24 protein-coding genes and 1 tRNA gene are annotated in these 20,006 nt (G+C 67.1%); 19 read left to right on the forward strand and 6 right to left on the reverse strand.

Annotated features, from left to right (window positions below; genetic code table 11):
- Positions 1-37: 37 nt before the first annotated feature.
- From nusB to WI697_RS08775, 4 genes are all read left to right on the forward strand, one after another.
- Positions 38-514 (forward strand): transcription antitermination factor NusB, encoded by a 477-nt coding sequence (gene nusB, locus WI697_RS08760; RefSeq protein ID WP_051045491.1) that lies wholly within the window; start codon positions 38-40, stop codon positions 512-514.
- Positions 511-1,551: a thiamine-phosphate kinase gene (gene thiL, locus WI697_RS08765; RefSeq protein ID WP_062765135.1), complete on the forward strand. Its 1,041-nt coding sequence runs from the start codon at positions 511-513 to the stop codon at positions 1,549-1,551. Before nusB ends, thiL begins: the two co-directional genes overlap by 4 nt.
- A 182-nt stretch (positions 1,552-1,733) precedes the next feature.
- Positions 1,734-2,303, forward strand: coding sequence for a DUF4865 family protein (locus tag WI697_RS08770; protein WP_062765132.1), 570 nt, complete (start codon positions 1,734-1,736; stop codon positions 2,301-2,303).
- A gap of 44 nt (positions 2,304-2,347) precedes the next feature.
- Complete coding sequence (locus WI697_RS08775; protein ID WP_345958185.1) at positions 2,348-2,806, forward strand: hypothetical protein; 459 nt, start codon at positions 2,348-2,350, stop codon at positions 2,804-2,806.
- Positions 2,807-2,893: 87 nt separating this feature from the next.
- Here WI697_RS08775 and WI697_RS08780 read toward each other — a convergent pair whose 3' ends face one another.
- Positions 2,894-3,418: an outer membrane protein assembly factor BamE gene (locus WI697_RS08780; protein WP_197465187.1), complete on the reverse strand. Its 525-nt coding sequence runs from the start codon at positions 3,416-3,418 to the stop codon at positions 2,894-2,896.
- Between the two features lie 258 nt (positions 3,419-3,676).
- On the opposite strand from WI697_RS08780, the gene WI697_RS08785 reads away from it, so the two are divergent.
- From WI697_RS08785 to WI697_RS08845, 13 genes are all read left to right on the forward strand, one after another.
- Entirely contained in the window at positions 3,677-4,282 is a 606-nt protein-coding gene (locus WI697_RS08785; protein ID WP_345958186.1) for a ubiquinol-cytochrome C chaperone family protein, read from the forward strand.
- A gap of 119 nt (positions 4,283-4,401) precedes the next feature.
- Positions 4,402-5,019: a DUF177 domain-containing protein gene (locus tag WI697_RS08790; RefSeq protein WP_345958187.1), complete on the forward strand. Its 618-nt coding sequence runs from the start codon at positions 4,402-4,404 to the stop codon at positions 5,017-5,019.
- A gap of 113 nt (positions 5,020-5,132) precedes the next feature.
- Complete coding sequence (gene rpmF, locus WI697_RS08795; RefSeq protein ID WP_014745329.1) at positions 5,133-5,318, forward strand: 50S ribosomal protein L32; 186 nt, start codon at positions 5,133-5,135, stop codon at positions 5,316-5,318.
- Between the two features lie 80 nt (positions 5,319-5,398).
- A complete protein-coding gene (gene plsX, locus WI697_RS08800) occupies positions 5,399-6,457 on the forward strand; it encodes a phosphate acyltransferase PlsX (protein ID WP_062765116.1) in 1,059 nt (352 codons plus the stop codon).
- Positions 6,454-7,431 carry a beta-ketoacyl-ACP synthase III gene (locus tag WI697_RS08805; RefSeq protein ID WP_014745327.1) on the forward strand — a complete coding sequence of 326 codons (978 nt, stop codon included), beginning with the start codon at positions 6,454-6,456 and terminating at the stop codon, positions 7,429-7,431. The genes plsX and WI697_RS08805 overlap by 4 nt, the downstream gene beginning before the upstream one ends.
- 159 nt (positions 7,432-7,590) lie before the next feature.
- Positions 7,591-7,935: an integration host factor subunit alpha gene (locus tag WI697_RS08810; protein WP_014745326.1), complete on the forward strand. Its 345-nt coding sequence runs from the start codon at positions 7,591-7,593 to the stop codon at positions 7,933-7,935.
- A 40-nt stretch (positions 7,936-7,975) separates the two neighbouring features.
- The gene (locus WI697_RS27465; protein WP_385999812.1) at positions 7,976-8,848 is read left to right on the forward strand and encodes a MerR family transcriptional regulator; all 873 of its coding nucleotides are present in this window, start codon (positions 7,976-7,978) and stop codon (positions 8,846-8,848) included.
- Positions 8,849-8,969: 121 nt separating this feature from the next.
- Positions 8,970-9,047 (forward strand) — tRNA-Pro (locus WI697_RS08820).
- 250 nt (positions 9,048-9,297) lie between these two features.
- Positions 9,298-10,422 carry an NAD(P)/FAD-dependent oxidoreductase gene (locus tag WI697_RS08825; protein ID WP_345958188.1) on the forward strand — a complete coding sequence of 375 codons (1,125 nt, stop codon included), beginning with the start codon at positions 9,298-9,300 and terminating at the stop codon, positions 10,420-10,422.
- Positions 10,423-10,508: 86 nt separating this feature from the next.
- A complete protein-coding gene (locus WI697_RS08830; RefSeq protein WP_345958189.1) occupies positions 10,509-10,952 on the forward strand; it encodes a response regulator in 444 nt (147 codons plus the stop codon).
- Positions 10,949-11,677, forward strand: a complete 729-nt coding sequence (cutA, locus tag WI697_RS08835; protein WP_345958190.1) for a divalent cation tolerance protein CutA — start codon at positions 10,949-10,951, stop codon at positions 11,675-11,677. Before WI697_RS08830 ends, cutA begins: the two co-directional genes overlap by 4 nt.
- Positions 11,678-11,807: 130 nt before the next feature.
- Positions 11,808-13,076, forward strand: coding sequence for an HD domain-containing protein (locus WI697_RS08840; RefSeq protein ID WP_062765105.1), 1,269 nt, complete (start codon positions 11,808-11,810; stop codon positions 13,074-13,076).
- Positions 13,073-14,116 carry a nucleotidyltransferase domain-containing protein gene (locus WI697_RS08845; RefSeq protein WP_062765102.1) on the forward strand — a complete coding sequence of 348 codons (1,044 nt, stop codon included), beginning with the start codon at positions 13,073-13,075 and terminating at the stop codon, positions 14,114-14,116. Before WI697_RS08840 ends, WI697_RS08845 begins: the two co-directional genes overlap by 4 nt.
- Positions 14,117-14,159: 43 nt before the next feature.
- Here the strand turns inward: WI697_RS08845 and WI697_RS08850 are convergent, their stop codons facing one another.
- Positions 14,160-15,119, reverse strand: coding sequence for a LysR substrate-binding domain-containing protein (locus tag WI697_RS08850; RefSeq protein WP_062765099.1), 960 nt, complete (start codon positions 15,117-15,119; stop codon positions 14,160-14,162).
- 133 nt (positions 15,120-15,252) lie between these two features.
- On the opposite strand from WI697_RS08850, the gene WI697_RS08855 reads away from it, so the two are divergent.
- Positions 15,253-15,882: an FMN-dependent NADH-azoreductase gene (locus WI697_RS08855; RefSeq protein WP_062765096.1), complete on the forward strand. Its 630-nt coding sequence runs from the start codon at positions 15,253-15,255 to the stop codon at positions 15,880-15,882.
- A gap of 22 nt (positions 15,883-15,904) precedes the next feature.
- Here WI697_RS08855 and WI697_RS08860 read toward each other — a convergent pair whose 3' ends face one another.
- Genes WI697_RS08860 through WI697_RS08875 form a run of 4 tightly spaced genes read right to left on the reverse strand, consistent with a single transcriptional unit; the run spans position 15,905 to position 19,179 of the window.
- Positions 15,905-16,510, reverse strand: coding sequence for a histidine phosphatase family protein (locus WI697_RS08860; RefSeq protein WP_345958191.1), 606 nt, complete (start codon positions 16,508-16,510; stop codon positions 15,905-15,907).
- 38 nt (positions 16,511-16,548) lie between these two features.
- On the reverse strand, positions 16,549-17,865 hold the full coding sequence (locus tag WI697_RS08865) for an O-acetylhomoserine aminocarboxypropyltransferase (RefSeq protein ID WP_345958192.1): 1,317 nt from the start codon (positions 17,863-17,865) through the stop codon (positions 16,549-16,551).
- Positions 17,862-18,365 carry a CoA-binding protein gene (locus WI697_RS08870; protein ID WP_345958193.1) on the reverse strand — a complete coding sequence of 168 codons (504 nt, stop codon included), beginning with the start codon at positions 18,363-18,365 and terminating at the stop codon, positions 17,862-17,864. Before WI697_RS08870 ends, WI697_RS08865 begins: the two co-directional genes overlap by 4 nt.
- Before the next feature lie 4 nt (positions 18,366-18,369).
- Positions 18,370-19,179 carry an enoyl-CoA hydratase gene (locus tag WI697_RS08875; RefSeq protein ID WP_062765085.1) on the reverse strand — a complete coding sequence of 270 codons (810 nt, stop codon included), beginning with the start codon at positions 19,177-19,179 and terminating at the stop codon, positions 18,370-18,372.
- A 315-nt stretch (positions 19,180-19,494) separates the two neighbouring features.
- Here WI697_RS08875 and rplM point away from each other — a divergent pair, with 315 nt between their 5' ends.
- On the forward strand, positions 19,495-19,953 hold the full coding sequence (gene rplM / locus WI697_RS08880; protein ID WP_014745307.1) for a 50S ribosomal protein L13: 459 nt from the start codon (positions 19,495-19,497) through the stop codon (positions 19,951-19,953).
- Positions 19,954-20,006 lie beyond the last annotated feature (53 nt).

A 20,006-nucleotide genomic window follows, 5' to 3' on the forward strand; every position in this document is an offset into this window, starting at 1 on the left:
GCGCAGCGGCGCCCCGCGCCCCGGCCGCGAGGCCGGCATGGCCCGCCGGACGGCGGCGCGTCTGGCCGCCGTTCAGGCGCTCTATCAGATCGATTTCAATGCGGCCCGGGCCGAGGCGGTCATCGCCGAGTTCCTGAACCATCGCATCGGCAAGGTGATCGATGACGGGCTGGAGCTGGACGCCGATCGCGACCATTTCCGCGACATCGTGACCGGTGTCGCCGCGGCCCAGGCCGAGATCGATCCGATGCTCGAATCCTCGCTGGCCGAAGGCTGGCGGCTGGAGCGGGTTGAGCAGACGCTGCGCGCGATCCTGCGTGCCGGCGCCTACGAGCTGACGGCACGCACCGATGTGCCGACGGCCGTGATCATCAACGAATACGTCAATGTGGCCCATGCCTTTTTCTCGGGCTCGGAACCGGGCTTCGTGAACGGGATTCTGGATCGACTGGCGGGGCATTTGCGTGCCGACCATCGCGGCGGCAAGCCTGCCGGCGGGGCCCCCCGCAAGTGACAGGCAAGGCGCCGGACGAGACCGCCCCGGAGGCGCCGCTCGGCGAGTTCGGCGCCATTGAACGCTGGCTGCGGCCGCTTGCCCGGTCTTTGCCGGGCGCACTCGACCTGACCGATGATGCCGGCTGGCTCGCCCTGCCAGCCGGGCGGATCCTGGTCGCCGCCAAGGATGCGATGGTCGAGGGACGGCACTGGTTCCCAGGGGAACCGCCGGAACTGGTGGCGCGCAAGCTGCTTCGTGTGAATCTGTCGGATCTGGCGGCGATGGGCGCAACGCCTGTCGCCTATCTGCTGGCACTTGCGGTTCCGGGCCCCGATGCCGGAGACTGGATCCGGCGCTTCACAGAGGGGCTCGCTGCCGATCAGGGCCGCTATGGCGTGGCGGTACTGGGTGGTGACACGGTGGGCACCGACGGCCCGGCCATGGCCAGTCTTACGCTGCTTGGCCATGCCCCGGCGCCATCGGCCCTGCTCACCCGCGGCGGGGCCCGGCCGGGCGACGATGTCTGGGTCTCGGGCACGATCGGCGACGCAGCGCTGTCGGTCGAAGCGGGGTATGGCCGCTTCGACCCCGCCGCCCTCGGCCTCTCTGCCGAGGAAATCGCAGGGCTGGAGGCGCGGCGGCAACTGCCGGAGCCGCGACTGGCGCTGGGGCGTATGCTGGTGGGGCTGGCCACGGCCTGCGCGGATGTCTCGGACGGCCTGCCGGCGGATCTGGGGCACATTGCCGAGACGTCCGAGGTCGATGCCGAATTGCGCGTCGATCTCGTTCCCCGCTCGGCTGCGGCCGGGCGGGTGGTGGCTGCCCGCCCCGATCTTGGGCCGATCGTCTGGACGGGTGGCGACGATTATGAACTCGTCTTCACGGCGCCGCCCGCCGCCGCCCACGCCATCACGGCGCTGTCAGCACGCGAAGGCATTCATGTCAGTCGCGTCGGACGCATCGTTCCCAAGGCGGCGGACAGGGGGCGGACGGTGCTGATCAACGCAGACGGGCGTATCATTGCGGCCGATCGGGCCGGACATGTGCATTTCTGACGCAGCTTGCATGGGCGTCATGCGTGAATGACCGTTCTCGCGACGGCAACGATGGCGTAACGTCCGCGGATACACCCTCGGGCCACGCGGGGCCGCGTGCCGCCGGGGATATCCGGCCCGCCGATTGCGTGCATCAGCGCCGCGGCGGGGGCCCATCGATCGCGGGGGGACGAACGCAGACGATGCTGGCGCTGCAATACACAGTCCGTCTGAAGGCCGACGTGGACGCGGACATGATCCGCCGTCGCGTGGCCGAACGCGGATCGCTCTACGACAATCATCCGGGACTGGTGATGAAGTCCTTCCTCCTGAACGAGGAGGATCAGGTCTATGCACCGTTCTACATCTGGCGCTCGGAAGAGGACTGGAAGCAGTTCGTCTTCGGGGATCTGTTCGCCAATCTGGCTGCGGCTTTCGGCCGGCCGCGCGTGCGAACCTGGTTCGTGCTCGGCTTCGGCCATGGCGCCTGCACCGATCAGCCGCGCTTCGCCGTGCGTGAAGTGGATGTGATCGCACCCGAGACGCCGCTCGAAGCGGTGCGTGAGCGCGAGGCGGCGCTTCAGGCACAGATGCTGACGAAGCCGGGCCTCTATGCCCATTCGATCGCACTCGACGCCGATCGGTGGGAACTGGTCCGCTACAGCCTTTGGTGTGACGAGGCTGCCTCGCGGAATGCGGCAGTGGGCGCGCAATCCGATTGCGTGAATACCTACGAAGTGCTGCACTTCTCGGAACCGGGAGGCCGTGGCTGACCGGAAGCCCGGCGCCTCGCGCCCCATCCTGACGGTCCGCCAGAATGAGAGTCCTGCTGATCTTCATCGTCTCCGTGCTGCTCGTGGTTGCGGGCGGTGGCGGATGGCTGATCTACCGGGATGACCCGTTCGGCGTCTTCGGACACCATTTGCGTGCCCCCACCGCCTTGCCTGCGCCGGTGTTTGTGGGGATGACCGGCGTTGGCGTCCCCATGATCCGCCACGGTGTGGTCTATCGCTATCTCATGCTGGATCTGGTGCTTGAACTCGTCCCCGGAGCGGATGACGACGAGGTATCGAATGGTATCGAGCGCCTGCGTCCGGTGCTGACCGGCGCTGCACAGCATGTCTCGACCACCGCCGACCGCCTGGGGCGTGAGCCGACGCTCGACGAGATCAAGGTCGGTCTTACCGACGCGGCCAATGACTGGTTCGGACGCGAGATCATTGCGGATGTCCTGATCCAGCGGACCAGCGATGTGGCGGCACAGAAGATCAATTGACGGCTTGCCGGAAGGGCCGGCCGCACATGAAGAAGGGGTCGAGTGATCGACCCCTTTTCTGTCGTTTGCAGTACGGCCTGCCGGTCGTCAGCGCGGCCTGCCCATACCCGACGGGTTGCCCGGGTTGGTGGCCGAGGGGTCGGAGTTGAACCGGCCGATATTGCCGATGAACTGCTCCAGCACGGTCAGTTCGTTGCCGGAGGTCGGCGTGATCCGGTCGACATAGCTCACCTGGCGGGCGTCATCCAGGCCGAAGCGCAGTATATCGGCCAGCCTGCCGTCTGTGCCGAAACGCAGCCCAAGAACGTCCTGCTCCGTGACGTCGGCCGAATAGAAGGCGACCGTGCTGGTCCGTCTCTGAATGTAATACCAGGTGTCGGTTTCGAAGGTGCCCGTCGTGGCCGGGGCGCCCAGGATGGCGCGGACATCCTCGCGGGTCTGGACGCCGGGCTGCAACTGGGCGATCTCGTCCTTCGACGGCATGAAGCCGTGGGTACGGATCACCGGCTGGCAGGCGCCGAGGGCGAGGCCGGCAAGAACCACCGCGACCATCGGCGCGGTGCGGGTGACGGACGGGAAAATGGGGCGGCGCCGGGGCGCTGACCGGATCATCTTGGCGATGTCACCGTTGACGCTGTGGGGCGTCGCCTCCATAACCACCTGGACGAACCGGCATCTGCACGGAACGACGCCGACCATCGGGCGTCAGACAGAGCAGCGCGTCGGAAAGCCCAGGACGGCGGGGATGCGACGGCCCGTCTGCTGGCGGGCGGCCCAAGATTGCATTCCGTGATGCGGGGTGTCAATCGGACCGGCGGCCGTTCTGGTATCACCGGCCTGCAGATGGTCGAAAGAGGAGGTCCAGGCCCGATGTTTCTCGACAGGCTGTTCGGTCGCACGGGGCCCCGTGCTGCCGCTGAAGCGCTCTATGATACGGCGGTCGCCCAGGCGCGGTCGGTGACCTTTTATCGCGACTTCGGCGTACCGGACACGGTGGACGGCCGCTTCGACATGCTGGTGCTGCACGTCTTTATGGTCCTGCACCGTCTGAAGCGGGAAGGGGAAGCCGGGCGCCGTACCGGGCAGGCACTGTTCGACCGGATGTTCGCCGACATGGACCGCTCGCTGCGGGAGATGGGCGTCGGTGACCTCAGCGTCGGCAAGCATGTCAAACGGATGGGAGAGGCCTTCTACGGCCGGATCAAAAGCTATGATGCCGCCATCGAGGCCTCGGCAGCCGATGGCGGTGCCGAACTCGGCGACGCCATCGCCCGCAACGTGTTCGGTGTGGAAGGCGAGGGGGCCGTACGGCCCTCGGGCGTCGTGCTTGAGGCGCTTGCATCCTATGTACTTGCCAGCATCCGTGCGCTGGATGGGCAGCCGGCGGCAGACCTTCTGGACGGCCGGGCCGCCTATGCCGCACTGCCGGTGCCGTCGGCGGTGCGCGAGGATGCGTCCGACGCCGGTGGGGATTGATCCCTGCACATGACCCAACACATTGCCGGGGCTGGCGAAACCCGGGCTGATGGAGTAGGGTGCGCCGCCACGGGCCCGGCTGGGCCCGGCATTTCGCGTTCCAAGGACGACCGACGCTCATGACCGGCACCGATACCACCAGCGCTCAGACCCCCGAATTCTCGCGCGTCATCGAGATCGAGGCGATCGAGCCGGGGGAGCCGCGCACTTTCTCGTATGTGGCCACGCCGGCCGAGTGTGCGGCGCTTGGCCGGCGCCTGCAGCAGGAGCAGATCCTGTCGCTCGAGGTGGGCGTCACGGTGACGCGGGTTCGAGGTGGTGCCCATCTGGTGTTTGATCTCTCGGGAAGGTTGATTCAAACCTGCGTTGTTACCAATCTAAGGTTTGAGGCTTCGGTTTCGGAGATCGTCGAGGTGGATGCACTTGCCGAGCCGGAATACAGCCGGCGGCTGGCAGCCCTTGATGCGGCCGAGCCGGAAGACGACCAGGAACCGCCCGAGCAGCTGGTCGACGGCAGGGTGGATGCCGGCGAACTTGCGACCGAGTATTTTTCTCTCGCGATCGATCCTTATCCCCGGAGCCCTGAGGCCCCGGGGGAACCGGTCGAGCGTGAAGTCTTCACGCTCAGGGGCGGCACCGCCCCTGAGGGAAAGGGGCGCGAACATCCCTTCGCGAAGCTTGCGGCCCTGAAGCAGCGCATGGATACGGACACGCCCGAAGGGGGTGACGCATCCTGACCGGCATGACACCGGATACGAGATCCGGGAGAAGCCTTGCCATCGAGCCGGTTTTTCGCTAACTAAGCGCGCTATTCGGCTCGTGACCGTTACCATCCCGAAAGGCGAAGACTATGGCCGTCCCCAAGAAAAAGGTCTCCAAGTCGCGGCGCGACATGCGTCGTGCCCACCACGCTCTGACCGCGACCAACGCGCAGGAGTGCCCGAACTGCGGCGAGCTGAAGCTCTCGCATCATGTCTGCGGCTCGTGCGGCTTCTATGACGGCCGTGACGTCGCGACCGAGGCGGCGGCCGGTTGATCCGGCTTGCCGGCTCCAGGTGATCGGAGGAAGACGTCGGGCCGGCCTGGCCCGACGAAGGGCGCGGAGGTGAGGTGGCCTTGTCCGGTGAAGTTACCATCGCACTCGATGCGATGGGCGGCGATCAGGCTCCCAAGATGGTGGTCAAGGGCGCTGCCATCGCACTCAAGCGACATCCGGGCCTCCGGTTCCTGATGGTCGGCGACGAGCCGCGGCTGCGCACGCTGATGAAGCGGCGCAAAAAGCTGCTCGCCGCGACCGAATTCCTGCACACCGACGAAGTGGTTCCGGGCACCATGCGCCCCTCGGTCGCGCTCAGGCAGGGGCGCAAGTCGAGCATGGGCCTGGCCCTTCGGGCGGTGCGGGAAAACCGTGCCAGCGCCGCCGTCTCGGCCGGAAATACCGGCGCCTTGATGGCGATGGCGCGGATGATGCTCGGCATGCTGCCGGGCATTGATCGCCCGGCGATCGCGGCAACCATGCCGACGCTGCGTGGCGAAAGTGTGGTGCTCGATCTGGGCGCCAACACCGAATGCGACGTCCGGAACCTCATCCAGTTCGCCGTGATGGGGGAACTGTTCGCACGCATCGTGCTCGGCTATCAGACCCCCTCGGTCGGCCTGCTGAATGTCGGCGAGGAAGAGGTCAAGGGGCTCGAAACGGTGCGGGAAGCGGCCGCGAGACTGAAAGCCGCCGAGAGCATCCGCTTCCATGGCTTCGTCGAAGGTGACGATATCGCCAAGGGCACGGTCGACGTCGTCGTCACCGACGGATTTACCGGCAACATCGCGCTGAAGACGGCCGAGGGCACGGCGAAGCTCTACAGCCACTATCTCCGCTCTGCGTTCGGCCGCTCGCTGCTGGCCCGGATCGGATATCTCTTTGCGCGGTCGAGCCTGAAGGCGATCCAGAAGCAGACGGATCCGCGTCACCACAACGGCGCCATGTTCCTTGGGCTCGGCGGCATTGCCGTCAAGAGCCATGGCGGTACCGACGCCCTCGGTTTTGCCAATGCCATCGGCGTTGCCTACGACCTGGTGGCGCACGGCTTCAACGAACGCATCATCGGCGAGTTCAAACGGATCGCGGCGGACCGGATCGACGGGACGTCCGACCAGCAGAAGGCGGCAACGGCATGACGGTATTGCGCGCGCGCGTGCTCGGCGTCGGCGGCTACCTGCCCGCCCGGGTGTTGACCAACGACGATCTGTCGAAAATGGTCGACACCTCCGACGAATGGATCCAGGAACGGACGGGCATCCGCGAGCGTCGCATCGCGGCGCCAGAGGAACTGACCTCGACCCTGGGCCTGCATGCGGCGCGCGCAGCACTCGCCAATGCCGGCATCGGCGCCGACGAGGTCGATCTGATCGTGGTCGCGACCTCGACGCCCGACGAGACCTTCCCGGCGACCGCGACCAAGATCCAGGCCGGGCTCGGCATCACCCGGGGGGCCGCCTTCGATGTCCAGGCCGTCTGCGCGGGCTTCATCTTCGCGCTGTCGACCGCCGACAATTTCCTGAAGGCCGGCCAGTTTCGCACCGCGCTGGTGATCGGTGCCGAGACCTTCTCGCGCATCCTGGACTGGAACGACCGCGGGACCTGCGTGCTGTTCGGCGACGGTGCAGGTGCAGTGGTGCTCAGGGCCGCGGAAGGCGAGGGCACGAGCGACGACCGCGGCGTGCTCTCCACGCATCTCTTCTCCGACGGCCGGCATCATGACGCGCTCTATGTCGATGGCGGCGTGTCGTCGACCCAGAGCGCCGGTCATCTGCGGATGGAAGGCAAGGAAGTCTTCCGCCACGCCGTCGTGAAACTGGCCGACAGTGTCAACGAGGCGCTGGAGGCCAACGGCATGACGGCGGATGCGATCGACTGGCTGGTGCCGCATCAGGCGAACGCCCGGATCATCACCGGCACGGCCCGCAAGATGGGCCTGCCGATGGAGAAGGTGGTCATGACGGTGGACCGCCACGGCAACACCTCTGCCGCCTCCATCCCGCTGGCGCTGAGCGAGGCCGTGGCCGACGGCCGCATCCAGCCGGGGCAGGTGGTGCTGGTCGAAGCCATCGGCGGCGGTCTGGCCTGGGGTTCGGCGCTGATCCGCTGGTGATGCTCCGGCCTTACCGTCGGTGGTGAACCTTTCACGCTTTTTCCGAAACGACGCAACTGCGTGTCGCAAAGCCTTGAAGCGCATGGCGTTTGACATTCTCGTCCGCCATGGCGCATAAACAGGGTGAAGCTGCGCGCGCAAGTATTTGAGGACAAGACTATGGCACGCACCGTCACTCGCGCGGATCTGGCCGAGGCGGTCTATCAGGAAGTCGGTCTGTCGCGGCATGAGTCGGCCCAGCTGGTGGAGGCGGTGCTGTCCGTCGTCTCCGACAGCCTGGTCGAAGGCGACACCGTCAAGATCTCGTCTTTCGGCACTTTTGCGGTGCGCCAGAAGGGCGAGCGCGTGGGCCGCAATCCGAAGACCGGCGAGGAAGTCCCGATCCTTCCGCGGAAGGTGCTGGTGTTCCGTGCCTCGAACGTGCTCAAGGACCGGATCGGCAAGAGCCTGGCGGACATCGCGGATCTGGACCTCGAGACAGAGGATGACGAGGCCGAAGCCTGAGCAAGGGCGATGCGGCCGGTGAGATGGAGGCGTTGACGAGATGACCGACACCACCGCCCATGATGGCGACCGGCGGCGCGGCGGCGGCAAGGCGCCCGGCGCGTACCGCACCATCAGCGAGGTGGCGGAAGAGATCGACGTCCCCGCCCACGTCCTCCGTTTCTGGGAAGGCAAGTTCCCGCAGGTGAAGCCGCTGAAGCGGGCGGGCGGGCGCCGGTACTACCGCCCCGACGACGTTGTCCTGCTTCGCCGGATCCGCGATCTGCTCTATGCAGAAGGCTACACCATCAAGGGCGTACAGAAGCTGCTCCGCGAAGGCGGTGCCAAGGCGGTCGCCGAACGGGTGGAAGCCGGCGCAGCCGGTGCGGCGGCACAGGACCCTGATCTGCTCGACGCGCTGGCACGCCAGAGCGAAGACGAGGTCTTCGACGAGGATCAGGATGCCGATGACATCGTCGTCGAGGACGACGAGACCGATATCGAGGGCGGGGACGAAGACGACCCGACTGACGAGATCGTCACCTCGTCGATGACCGCCGAGGCTGTCGCAGCGGCTGAACGCGCGGAAAGCCGTGTCAGGGATCTTCTTGCCGCCGATGAACGGCGTCGTCTGGTCTTGCGTGAGGCGTTCGACCTGTTGAATCAGGCGCGGGCAATCCTCGACGGGACCGATGAAGACGCAGGCGCGGACGACACCGCCGGCGGTGGCGAGCTGACGCCCGACGAGAGCTTCGCCCAGGATGTCTTCGTCGTCGAGCTTGCCGACGGCGAAACCGGTGCCGATCAGCCGGCGGCGGATGGGGATGCGACGGACGAGGTTGAGGCGGCAGGTGAAGAACGGGCCGAAACCGCCGAAATCGAGGAGATTTCCGCCGACGAGGTGGAGAAGGTGAGACAGCAGGGGCAGGGCTGACAAGTCCGAATACAAATCCTGCTTCAGAAGGGTTGCGCGGGCCGATCCGGTTGGCTATAGTCCGCGCACTTCGCAAGGGGGAGGATGACGGAAACGGCATCGCAACCCCATGAAGAACGGTCGGAGCGTGGCGCAGCCTGGTTAGCGCACTAGTCTGGGGGACTAGGGGTCGGAGGTTCGAATCCTCTCGCTCCGACCAATTCTTCTCTTCGCGGCATCATCCCCGGATGTCGCAGCAGCAGCGAAGTCTGCAGCTTTCACGGCCGCACCATCCGATGGATGGCGCGGCCGTTGTCGTTTCAGCAGCCGATGGATCCGCCCCGACCAGACTGCATCGCCGCGTATTTTGATCCGGACCGCAACCCGGCATTGTCGACGGGCCGCCGGCTCTGCTTGAATGCCGTGTCGCGGACCGGTCCGCGAGGACCGCGGAGAAAAAGGAGCGAGGCGTGGCACAACCGGATCTGGATGCCGTGGTCGTGGGCGCAGGTGTCGTGGGGCTGGCCGTTGCCGAACGGTTGGCACGGGCCGGGCGTAGCGTGACGGTCCTGGAAGGCGGGCCACGTTTCGGCGAAGGCGCCAGCAGCCGCAATTCCGAAGTCGTTCATGCCGGCCTGTATTATCCCGCGGGCAGTCTGAAGGCCGAGTGCTGCCTTGAAGGCCGTGAACGGCTGGCGTCATTCGCTGCCGAAACCGGGATCGGCTATCGACGATTGGGGAAGCTGGTGGTCGCCGCCACTGCCGAAGAGGCACCGCGGCTTGATGCCATTCTGGCCCGCGCCCATGCCAATGGCGCCACCGAGGTGGAGCCGCTGCCGGCGCCCCGGGCGCGGGAGATGGAGCCGGCGCTGGCTGTCCATGCAGCGCTGTGGTCGCCTGCCTCTGCCATCATCGACAGCCATGAACTGATGGCGGTGCTGCTTGCCCGGCTGGAAGCGCAGGGCGGCATGCTGGTCACACATACGCCGGTGCTGGCCGGCCGGGCGGACGCGCAGGGCATCACCCTGGCGACCGGCGGTGCCGAGCCGGCGGAGTTCACCTGTGACATCCTGGTCAATGCGGCCGGCCTCGGTGCGCCGGCATTGGCCCATGCGATCGATGGGCCCGGTGTTCCCGCAGACCTGGCGGTGCCGGTGCGCTTCGCGAAGGGGAATTACTTCCGGCTGGACGGAGCCCGTGCCCCCTTCAGCCACCTGATCTACCCGGTGCCCGAGGCGGGAGGGCTTGGCGTGCACCTGACCCTCGATCTGGCCGGGCAGGCACGCTTCGGCCCCGATGTGGAGTGGGTCGACGATCCTTCGGCGCTGGCGGTGGATCCGACGCGCGCGGACGGTTTTGCAGGCGCGATCCGCCATTGGTGGCCCGGCATGCCCGATGTCGCCCTGGTGCCCGATTACGCCGGCATTCGCCCAAAGATTGTCGGCCCGGGTGAAGCCGATGCCGATTTTCGCATAGATGGGCCTGACCGCCATGGGATCGGCGGGCTGGTCCATCTGCTGGGCATCGAAAGCCCGGGGTTGACCGCAGCTTTGGCGCTGGCCGAACGGGTCGTGGCCCGGCTGGGCCTCGGATAAGGCGGCAACGTCGCGTTTTTCTCAGGCCGTCATGCCTTTATCTTAATCTTTCAGGCAATGATGGTCGCAGACGGTGGAGACGGTGAATGGGGGAGCTTCGGCACGTACTGCTCGTCGAGGACGAGCCCGACCTGCGCGAACTCGTTCGGCTGGCCCTCTCCGCGGTCGGCCGGATCGACGTCACGGTCTGCGCCGACGGCCAGACGGCGCTGGAGACGTTCGACGCCGCCCGCCATGACCTGGTTCTTCTGGATGTCATGATGCCGGGCATGGATGGCCCGGAAACCCTTCGGCGGCTTCGCGGTTTACCGGGAGGAGCTGCGGTGCCTGCCGTCTTTCTGACGGCGCGTACCCGCACGGACCTGGACGGTGTCGACGGGGTCGCCGCTGCCGCCGTCATCGCAAAACCGTTCGATCCCTTGACTCTGGCGGCAGAACTGCACGCAATTTATCAGGCTCTGCCGCCGCGTGACCGCGCGGATGACGCCCCGTCCGAACCGATCCTCACCGAACGGAGAAGCTGGTCGTGACCGATCGTCCTGAAACCGATGGTCCCGAGACCGACCGGGACGGCAGGGTCGGTGGCGCCACCGACGTCATCGCGGCCCTGACCGAGGAGTTCCGGCAGGGCATGCCCGCACGCGTTGCCCGGATCCGGGAAGGCGTCGTCGCCTGGCGCGACCGGGGCGAGGCCGGGGGGCTGGATGACGCGGAGCGGGCAGCGCATTCCCTTGCCGGCGCCGCCGGCAGCTTCGGTTTTCCGAAGGTCGGTGAAGCTGCACGACAGCTGGAGCGGCTTCTGGAAAGCGCACAGGCCGGCGCGCTGGCCGGGGGTGAAGACGTTGCACATGCCCTGTCGGCACTTGCCCTGGCGGTCGACGGCGTGGCACCGCTCGACGCGGCCGAGCGGTGCCTTGTCGAAGCGGCCGGCATGGTCGCGCGCCCCATGGTGGCCTATGTCACCTGCAGCAGCCGCGACGAGGCGCTGACGATCGGCCGCGCGCTTGTCGAGGAACGCCTGGCCGCCTGCTGCAATCTGATCGGCGGCATGACGGCGATCTACCGCTGGGAAGGCAGGGTGGAGACGGGCGAGGAGGTGGTGTTGATCGCCAAGACGACCGCCGATCGTCTGGAGCTTCTGACAGAGCGGGTGATCGCCCTGCACAGCTATGACCTCCCGGGCATATCCGCCTGGCCGATCGAGGGTGGATCTGCCGGTTTCCTGGCCTGGATCGCGCAGGAATGCCATAGTTGAGCAGGAATGCGGTGGCTGACCGGCAGCTCCGATGCAGGGCACTGGACCCGCCGGCGCTGCGGATGCTAGATCAGGTGGCCGGCTGCGTGGGGCTCCCCGACCTGCGGCGCGGCACGCGAGCGGAGAAGGTATGACCGGACGGCAGATCACCATCTGGGACTTCGGAGTCGAGACGGCGGAGCCGCCCCATGCGCCCGCCCTGGCCGAAGCTTTCGAGGATCTGGCCGACTGGGCACCGGTGTCGTGGCCTGAAGAGGCGAGGGCGGCGGGCGATCTGTTTCCCGAGGCGCCGCGTTTCCGTTTCCGTCTGGACGACGGTGCCATCGCCCAGGCTTTTCCGCAGACCCTGCACCGCGAGCTGATCGCCAGCGCCGGATTTCAGCGGCTGCGCGACATCTCGTTCCTGGGGGTCATCGACCGGCTGTTCCACCCGAACGGCAAGCCGTCTTTCGTCCGGCATAACCGCTATCATCATTCGCTGGGCGTGGCGCTGCTGGCGGTCAGCTACTGCCGGCTGGCGGGCGTTCAGCCGCGTGACCGCGATCTGCTGATTGCCGCCGCCCTGCTCCACGATGTGGGTCACGGGCCGCTGTCGCATACGCTGGAGCCGGTCTTCGCCGACCGGTTCGGTATCGATCATCACGCGGCGACGGCGGCGGTGATCCGGGGCGAGGTGCCGATCGGTCGCGATGTTCGCGCCGTGCTCGACCGGCATGGCGTCGACCCCGACGAGGTGGTCGCCCTGATTGCCCGCCGGTCGAACCGCCCGCATGCGCATCTGTTCTCCGGCCCGATCAACATCGATACGATCGACGGCATCTGCCGTGCGAACACCTATCTCCACCGGGCGCCGGTCGATGCCCATCCGCTGATCTCGGTTCTGGCGCTGGCCCGGGTCGACCGTGCCGGGGTGCGCCGCCTGGATGGTTTCTGGCGGCTGAAGGAGCGGATCTACGACAGTTTCATCTATGGTGACGTCTGCCGCTCGGCCGATGCGCTGGTGCAGCGTCATGTCGACCAGACGATCGACCGCTACCGGGCCGAGGATTTCTTCCTGACCGAGCGCGCTCTGCTCGGCCGCGTGCGTGATCTCCAGGCGCTGATCGCCATCCTGGTGGGCCATATCCATGCCGATTTCCGTGCGGCCCGTGCTGCCGCTGCCGGCCGCAAGCGGGCAGCCGCCGAGCCGGCGGTGCCTGTCGAGATGGTCATGGGGCGCGAGCGCCGCTTCACCATCGAGCCCGACGTGGTGCTGGACTCTCCCGAAGCCTATGCCCGGCGCTACCGCGAGGTGAAGACCCGCCGCAAGCGGCCGCTTTACGGCCTCTCCGCGCTGGCTGCCATCGCGGCCGAGGGGGCAGGCGGGCGTCAGCCCGACCTGTTCGGCGTGGCGGCATGACCGCCGATCATGCCCCCGTCGGCGCGGGCTTCACGGCCCTCGAGGCCGACGCCCCGCATCTGGTGCAGCTGCGCCGACGCACGGAGGCGCAACTCGGGCGGCTTTCCGATGCCCTGCCGATGGTACCGGTGCTGGACGATGACGACCTCTTCCGCGGGGCCGAGCCTGCGGGTGTGATTGAATCCGGCCTGTCGGTGGTGGTCTGCGGATCCTATGGCCGCGGCGAGGCCGGCCCGCAGGCGGATCTGGACAGCTATGTGCTTTACGAGCCGGAGCGGGCCGCCGAGGCCAGGGCCCGGGTGCTGGCCCGGCGGGTTCACGGGGCGGCGAAAGCGGCGGGTATCCGCCAGCCGGCGGATGGCGGCGCCTTCGAGAGTGCCCAGTCCACCGATGCCCTGATCAACACCATCGGTGGCGTTGCGGATGTCAACCAGATCACCACCCGCCGCCTGCTGATGCTGCTGGAGGGGCGGGCACTCGCCGGCGAGGCCGTCTTCCGCCGGACCCTCGACGGGCTGATCGCCACCTATGTGCAGGATCATCATGGTCGCGACGATCCGGCGACCTTTCTGCTCAACGACGTGATCCGCTATTACCGCAGCATCTGCGTCGATTTCGAGATGAAGACCCGGGGGGCCGAGGCCAAGGGCTGGGGCCTGCGTAATGTGAAGCTCGTCTTCTCACGCAAGCTGCTCTACGTCTCGGGCGTGGTGGCTGCGGCCGAAACGGCGGGGCTCGCCGTGGACGAGAAGCGCCGCCTGCTCGGCGGCCTTCTGGGCCGCCCGCCGATCGACCGCATGCTCGATGTCTGCGGCCCGGTGGCACTGGCGCCGGCGCTCAGCCACTACGATCGGTTTCTGGCGGCACTCGATGATCCGGCGAATCGCGCCGCTCTCGATGTGCCGCCGGCCGAAGCCAGGGCATTGCCGCTCTATCGCGAGCTTAAGGACGAGGCGGCCGGCTTCAGCCGTGAACTCATGATCCTGATCGAGACCCGCTATCCCGCGGATCATCCGCTTCGCCTTCGGCTGGTGCTCTGAGACCTCAGGGTGCAGCGGCGACCCGCCTCGGTGACACGGCCGGCTACGGACATCTGCGGTCTCCTCGTGAATAGCCCGCCTCGCCATCGAACTCGTCCGCCAGCCGGTCGATCAGGCGGCGCACGGCCGGAACCAGACCGCGGCGGGATGGGAAGGCGGCATGCACTGCGCCTGATGGCGGGTGCCAGTCGGGCAGCAGGGCAACCAGCCGTCCGGCCTCCAGATGCGGGGCCACCAGATAATCCGGCAGGATGGTGACGCCGATGCCGGCCAGGGCCATGTGATGCAGGGTGGGCAGATCATCGACGGCCAGCCGCGGATGATGGGCCACCCGCACGATCTCGCCGCCGGGCCCGGTGAGCACCCAATGATGGGGCGGGCTGGCGTCATTGCCCGCATGGCTGCGCATCCCCGGAAGGGTCTGGGCGATGGTCGGCAGTGTCGCGATCTCTTCAGGCCGGGTGACGGGGGGGCGGCCATGCAGCAGCTGCGGTGACGCCACGACCACGCTCGCGCTTTGTCCCAGGATCCGCACCACCAGATCGGTGTCCTCAAGCGGCAGAGGCCGGACCCTCAGCGCCAGATCGAAGCCTTCCTCGATCACATCCACCCGCCGCTGGGTCGCCTCCACCTCCACCCGGACTTCAGGATAGTCGGCCATGAAGCGGGAAAGGATGGGTGCTATCGCCGTGAACAGCAGCGGCAGCGGGCAACTCATCCGGATCAGGCCGCGCGGCTCCGCCCGGCTGTGATCGATCACCTCCTGTGCGGCCTCTGCGGCGGCGATCACGGCCTGACAATGGCGGTGATAGGCGCGGCCGACCTCGGTCACCGTCCAGGCGCGGGTATTGCGCTGGATCAGCCGCACGCCGAGACGGTCTTCGAGTGCGGCGAGCCGCCGGCTGACCGTGGATTTGGGCAGGCTCAACGCGCGGGCGGCAGCGGCGACACCGCCATGCTCGACGATGCGGGCAAAGATCATCAGATCGTTCAGGTCCTGCATCGGCCACCTCGCCCTGGCGTTCCACCAATGGAACGTATTATCCAGGATTTGCCATCTGGTGTCAGGCCCGTTCCATCGGCAGGTATAGGGCGAAGGTTTTTCACCGTCTCAACATCACTCAAGGATGTCCGCCATGAAGCTGCTCCAGATCCACTCCAGCGCCGCGGAAGGCGAATCGGTCAGCCGCCAGCTGGTCGAGACCATCACCACCGCCATTGCCGAGGCCGTGCCGGGCCTCGAAATCGTCACCCGTGATCTGGCGGCCCACGAGCTGCCGCATCTGTCGGCGGAGCGCATGCCGGTGGTCCGTGCCGGCAAGACCGAGGATCTGACGCCGGTCCAGCAGGATGAGCTGGCGCTGGCCGAGGCCGTGCTCGACGAGTTCCTGTCGGCGGATGTCGTGGTGGTCGGCGCGCCGATGTACAATTTCTCGGTGCCGAGCCAGCTCAAGGCCTGGATCGATCGTCTGGCCCGCGCCGGCCGCACCTTCCGCTACGGTCCGAATGGTGCCGAAGGCCTGGCCGGTGGTCGCAAGGTGATCGTGGTGTCGAGCCGTGGTGGTGTCTATTCGTCCAACCCGGCCATGGCCGCCTTCGACCATCAGGAAAGCTGGCTGAAGGCCGTGTTTGCCTTCATCGGCATCAGCGATGTCGAGATCGTCCGTGCCGAGGGCATCGGTATGGGCCCCGAGGCGCGCGCGAAGGCGATTGCCGCGGCCGAGGCCGAGATCGCCCGTCTGGTGCCGCAGGCGGTTGCCGCCTGACGGCTGCTGCGCAGCCGCGCCGTCAGCTCCCCGGGATCCAGCAGCGCCACGACCCGTCGCGGGCGCGCTGGAACACCAGCGGCACGGCGTTCTGCGCCTTCTCGACCGGCATCGGCGCGCCGAGCAGCTTCGAGAGGGCGAGCGATGTGCCCGAGTGCGCGACGATCAGCGGGCGGCGCGGGCTGCCCATCATGCGCAGCGCCCCTGCAAGAGCATGTGCCGTCCGATCCAGGAACGCCGCCCAGGGCTCACCCCCGGGCGGCGTTTCTTCGTAGGGCGGCCGGTCGCCGAGCGGCGCACCTTCATACATGCCCCAGTTCCGTTCGCGCAGGCCCGGGACCAGCTGCACCACATCGGTCATGCCCAGCCCTTCGGCGATGATCGCCGCGGTGCTCCGTGCCCGCAGCATCGGGCTTGCGGCGATGGCATCGGGGCCGAGGGCGCGAACCGGTTCGATGGCCGCCCAGGCTTCCGCGCGGCCGGTTTCGTCCAGCGGGATGTCGCTCTGGCCGGCGACGCGGCCCTCGGCATTGAAGGCCGTGCGGCCATGGCGCAGAAAGATCAGCCGGTCGACCGATGCAAGGGCGGGCAGGGCAGGATCTGCCCCGGGGAAATGCGACGGAGCCATGAACGGAATGGAAGCCTCGGGTCGGGGGACTTATATGGTCAGAGCTGCGCGAAGGCCTGGTCGAGATCTGCGATCAGGTCGTCGACCGTCTCGATGCCGATCGAAATCCGGATGACATCGTCACCGGCGCCGCTCTTCGTCCGGTCTTCGGGCGACAGCTGGCGATGGGTGGTCGAGGCGGGGTGCAGGATCAGGGACCGGGTGTCGCCGACATTGGCGAGATGGCTGAACAGTTCCACGCTTTCCACCAGCCGGATACCGGCTTCATAGCCGCCCTTCAGACCGAAGGTGAAGACCGGGGCGACGCCGCGCGGCATCTGCCGGCATCCCAGATCGTATTGCGGGCTGGATGGCAGACCGGCATACGAGACCCAGGCGACCTTCGGATGGGCTTCCAGCCACGCCGCGACCGCCTTGGCATTCGCAACATGGCGGTCCATGCGCAGCGGCAGGGTCTCGATCCCGGTCATGATCATGAAGGCGTTGAAGGGCGAGAGCGTCGGGCCGAAATCCCGCAGCGCCACGGCATGGGCATGGACGGTAAAGGCAAAGTCGCCGAAGGTCTCTTCGAACCGCAGGCCGTGATAGCCGGGATTGGGTTCGGACAGCGACGGGAACTTGCCGGACGCCTTCCAGTCGAACCGGCCGCTTTCCACGATCGCCCCGCCCAGCGAATTGCCGTGGCCGCCCAGAAACTTGGTCAGCGAATGGGTGACGAGATCGGCGCCCAGATCGAAGGGCCGACAGAGATAGGGGCTGGGAATGGTGTTGTCGACGATCAGCGGCAGGCCATGGGCATGGGCGACATCGGCGAGGGCGGCAATGTCGGTGAGCACGCCCGAAGGGTTGGACTGGCTTTCGACGAACACCGCCTTGGTGCGCGGCCCGATCGCCCTGGCGACCTCGTCGGGGTCGCGGGCGTCGACGAAGCTGCAGCCCCAGCCGAAGCGCTTGAAGCTCTGGCTGAACTGCGTGTACGAGCCGCCATAGAGGAAGCGCGAGGCGACCAGATCGTCGCCGGCCTCCATCAGGCTGGCCAGCGCCAGGAACTGCGCGGCATGGCCGCTGGCGCAGGCGGTGGCGCCGCGGCCGCCTTCGAGTGCCGCCACCCGTTCCTCGAGCGCCGAAACGCTGGGATTGCCCAGGCGCGAATAGATGTTGCCGAAGGTCTGCAGGTTGAACAGAGATGCGGCGTGATCGACGCTGTCGAACACGAAGGACGAGGTTTGATAGATGGGCGTCACCCGCGCGCCGGTATGGGGCTCCGGCCGGTTGCCGGCATGGACGGCGAGGGTGGAGAAGCCGAAGCCGCTGGCGCCGCCTGCAGCATCCGGCTTCTTCGTCTGATCGGTCATCGGGGCGGCCCCATGCGCTTGGCGCTGATCACGCCGGTGTTCACACCGCTCCAGCCCAGCTCCCCGGACAGGCGGCCGTATTCGATCTTCGGGCAGCGGTTCATCACCACGTTCAGCCCGGCCGCTTCGGCGCGGGCGGCTGCCGCGTCGTTGCGCACGCCCAGCTGCATCCACACCGTCTTTGCGCCGATGCGGATGGCATCGTCGGTGATCGGCCCAGCGGCGTCGGAATTGCGGAAGATGTCCACCATGTCGGGAACCACGGGCAGCTCGTCCAGCGTCGCGTAGACGGGTTCACCCAGAATGGTCTGGCTGGCGGCGACGGGGTTGACCGGGATCACCCGATAGCCCTTTTCCTGCAGATATTTCATGGCGAAATAGCTTGGCCGGTTCCAGTTCGGGCTGGCGCCGACCATGGCGATGACACGGGTGTTGCGCAGGATGTCGCGGATATAGGCATCAGGATAGCGGTCATGGACGACCGCACGGGTCCCGGTCATCGGATCAGCACCCCTGCCAGACGGGCTGGCGCTTGTTGATGAAGGCGTCGATGCCCTCTTCGGCATCGCGGGCCATCATGTTTTCGGTCATCACCCGCGAGGCATAGGCATAGGCGTCGTCGAGCGGCATCTCGACCTGCGCGTAGAAGGCCTCCTTGCCGATCTTGAGCGTCAGCGGCGACTTGGACGCGATGATCCGCGCCATGCCCATCACCGTGTCCGACAGCTCTTCGGGGGCGACGACGCGGTTGACCAGGCCGAAACGGTACGCCGTCTCTGCATCGGCCATCTGGCCCAGCAGCAGCATCTCCATCGCGTGTTTGCGGCCGACCGCGCGCGAGAGCGCCACCATCGGCGTCGAGCAGAACAGGCCGAGATTGACCCCGGGGGTCGCGAAGCGCGCGGTGGTCGCGGCGACCGCCAGGTCGCAGCTCGCCACCAGCTGGCAGCCTGCCGCCGTCGCGATGCCCGACACTTCGGCGATCACCGGCTTGGGCAGGCGCACGATCCGGGTCATCATCCGGCTGCACTGGGCGAAGAGCGCTTCATAAGAGGCGCGATCCGGTGACGCCCGCATTTCCTTCAGATCGTGGCCGGCGCAGAAGGCCGGACCTTCCGCGCGCAGCACCACCACCCGTGCCGCCGGGTCGGCGGCGATCTGCTCCAGAGCGGTTTCGATCGCGGTCATCATGCCGAGAGACAGCGCGTTCCGCTGTGCCGAGCGGGTGAGGGTCAGCACGGCAACGCCATCGGCCTCCACCTCAAGCCGGATGGGAGCTGCCTCGGCGGTCCTGGTCGGCGACTGATCGGTCATGGCGCGTTCTCCCTCCCTCTTCGGGATATCGATCCGGAATGTCTGCGGGGCTCGTCAACTGCGTGCCCTGCGGCAACGGCCCTGCAGTTTTGCGCGCATCATAACGCTCTCCGATGCCCCCGTCCAAGTCTCTGCCGGTGCCCGAACGGGTACGAAAAGGCTGCAAAGCGGCGGTTCTCCTGGGACAGGATGTGTGGTATTATGATACCAAATTTATAAGTCTTTGAAAATAAACAAACATTACCCATTGACGGCCGTGGGTTCCGTGGCATACTCCGCCTCCAGTTTCAAGAACCCATCTCGGTGCCAAGGCTCATGAAGACCTATACCGCCAAGCTGGCAGACCTTGAGCACAAGTGGACGGTGATCGACGCTGACGGGCTCGTGCTCGGCCGTCTCGCCGCCCTTGTTGCCAACCGTCTGCGCGGCAAGCACAAGCCGATGTTCACCCCCCACATGGATTGCGGCGATCACATCGTGATCGTCAATGCCGAAAAGGTGGTGCTCACCGGCCGCAAGCGCGTCCAGAAGACCTACTACTGGCACACCGGCCATCCGGGCGGCATCAAGGAGCGGACCGCGGACAAGATCCTCGACGGTCGCTACCCTGAGCGCGTGATCGAGGCCGCCGTGCGCCGCATGGTCCCCCGTGGCCCCCTCGGCCGCGATGTGATGCGCAAGCTGCACGTCTATGCCGGCCCCGAGCATCCGCATGCGGCCCAGACCCCGGAGCCGCTGGACGTCGCCGCCCTGAACCGCAAGAACGTGGGGTAATCGAGCTATGACCGAAACCAACGTTCAGGCCCAGGGCCTCGGCGCGCTGAAGG

The sequence above is a fragment of the Tistrella mobilis genome (assembly GCF_039634785.1).
GTDB lineage: Bacteria > Pseudomonadota > Alphaproteobacteria > Tistrellales > Tistrellaceae > Tistrella > Tistrella mobilis.

What these genes read in the sequence shown, in the direction of transcription:
- WI697_RS08840 (WP_062765105.1), top strand. Translation starts at nt 11,808, where the DNA reads ATGACCGGACGGCAGATCACCATCTGGGACTTCGGAGTCGAGACGGCG.
- WI697_RS08830 (WP_345958189.1), top strand. Translation starts at nt 10,509, where the DNA reads ATGGGGGAGCTTCGGCACGTACTGCTCGTCGAGGACGAGCCCGACCTG.
- WI697_RS08860 (WP_345958191.1), bottom strand. Translation starts at nt 16,510, where the DNA reads ATGGCTCCGTCGCATTTCCCCGGGGCAGATCCTGCCCTGCCCGCCCTT.
- nusB (WP_051045491.1), top strand. Translation starts at nt 38, where the DNA reads ATGGCCCGCCGGACGGCGGCGCGTCTGGCCGCCGTTCAGGCGCTCTAT.
- WI697_RS08850 (WP_062765099.1), bottom strand. Translation starts at nt 15,119, where the DNA reads ATGCAGGACCTGAACGATCTGATGATCTTTGCCCGCATCGTCGAGCAT.
- WI697_RS08785 (WP_345958186.1), top strand. Translation starts at nt 3,677, where the DNA reads ATGTTTCTCGACAGGCTGTTCGGTCGCACGGGGCCCCGTGCTGCCGCT.
- WI697_RS08870 (WP_345958193.1), bottom strand. Translation starts at nt 18,365, where the DNA reads ATGACCGGGACCCGTGCGGTCGTCCATGACCGCTATCCTGATGCCTAT.
- WI697_RS08810 (WP_014745326.1), top strand. Translation starts at nt 7,591, where the DNA reads ATGGCACGCACCGTCACTCGCGCGGATCTGGCCGAGGCGGTCTATCAG.
- WI697_RS08875 (WP_062765085.1), bottom strand. Translation starts at nt 19,179, where the DNA reads ATGACCGATCAGTCGCCGACCAGGACCGCCGAGGCAGCTCCCATCCGG.
- WI697_RS08775 (WP_345958185.1), top strand. Translation starts at nt 2,348, where the DNA reads ATGAGAGTCCTGCTGATCTTCATCGTCTCCGTGCTGCTCGTGGTTGCG.
- WI697_RS27465 (WP_385999812.1), top strand. Translation starts at nt 7,976, where the DNA reads ATGACCGACACCACCGCCCATGATGGCGACCGGCGGCGCGGCGGCGGC.
- rplM (WP_014745307.1), top strand. Translation starts at nt 19,495, where the DNA reads ATGAAGACCTATACCGCCAAGCTGGCAGACCTTGAGCACAAGTGGACG.
- WI697_RS08790 (WP_345958187.1), top strand. Translation starts at nt 4,402, where the DNA reads ATGACCGGCACCGATACCACCAGCGCTCAGACCCCCGAATTCTCGCGC.
- WI697_RS08805 (WP_014745327.1), top strand. Translation starts at nt 6,454, where the DNA reads ATGACGGTATTGCGCGCGCGCGTGCTCGGCGTCGGCGGCTACCTGCCC.
- WI697_RS08855 (WP_062765096.1), top strand. Translation starts at nt 15,253, where the DNA reads ATGAAGCTGCTCCAGATCCACTCCAGCGCCGCGGAAGGCGAATCGGTC.
- WI697_RS08780 (WP_197465187.1), bottom strand. Translation starts at nt 3,418, where the DNA reads ATGATCCGGTCAGCGCCCCGGCGCCGCCCCATTTTCCCGTCCGTCACC.
- WI697_RS08865 (WP_345958192.1), bottom strand. Translation starts at nt 17,865, where the DNA reads ATGACCGATCAGACGAAGAAGCCGGATGCTGCAGGCGGCGCCAGCGGC.
- rpmF (WP_014745329.1), top strand. Translation starts at nt 5,133, where the DNA reads ATGGCCGTCCCCAAGAAAAAGGTCTCCAAGTCGCGGCGCGACATGCGT.
- WI697_RS08845 (WP_062765102.1), top strand. Translation starts at nt 13,073, where the DNA reads ATGACCGCCGATCATGCCCCCGTCGGCGCGGGCTTCACGGCCCTCGAG.
- WI697_RS08770 (WP_062765132.1), top strand. Translation starts at nt 1,734, where the DNA reads ATGCTGGCGCTGCAATACACAGTCCGTCTGAAGGCCGACGTGGACGCG.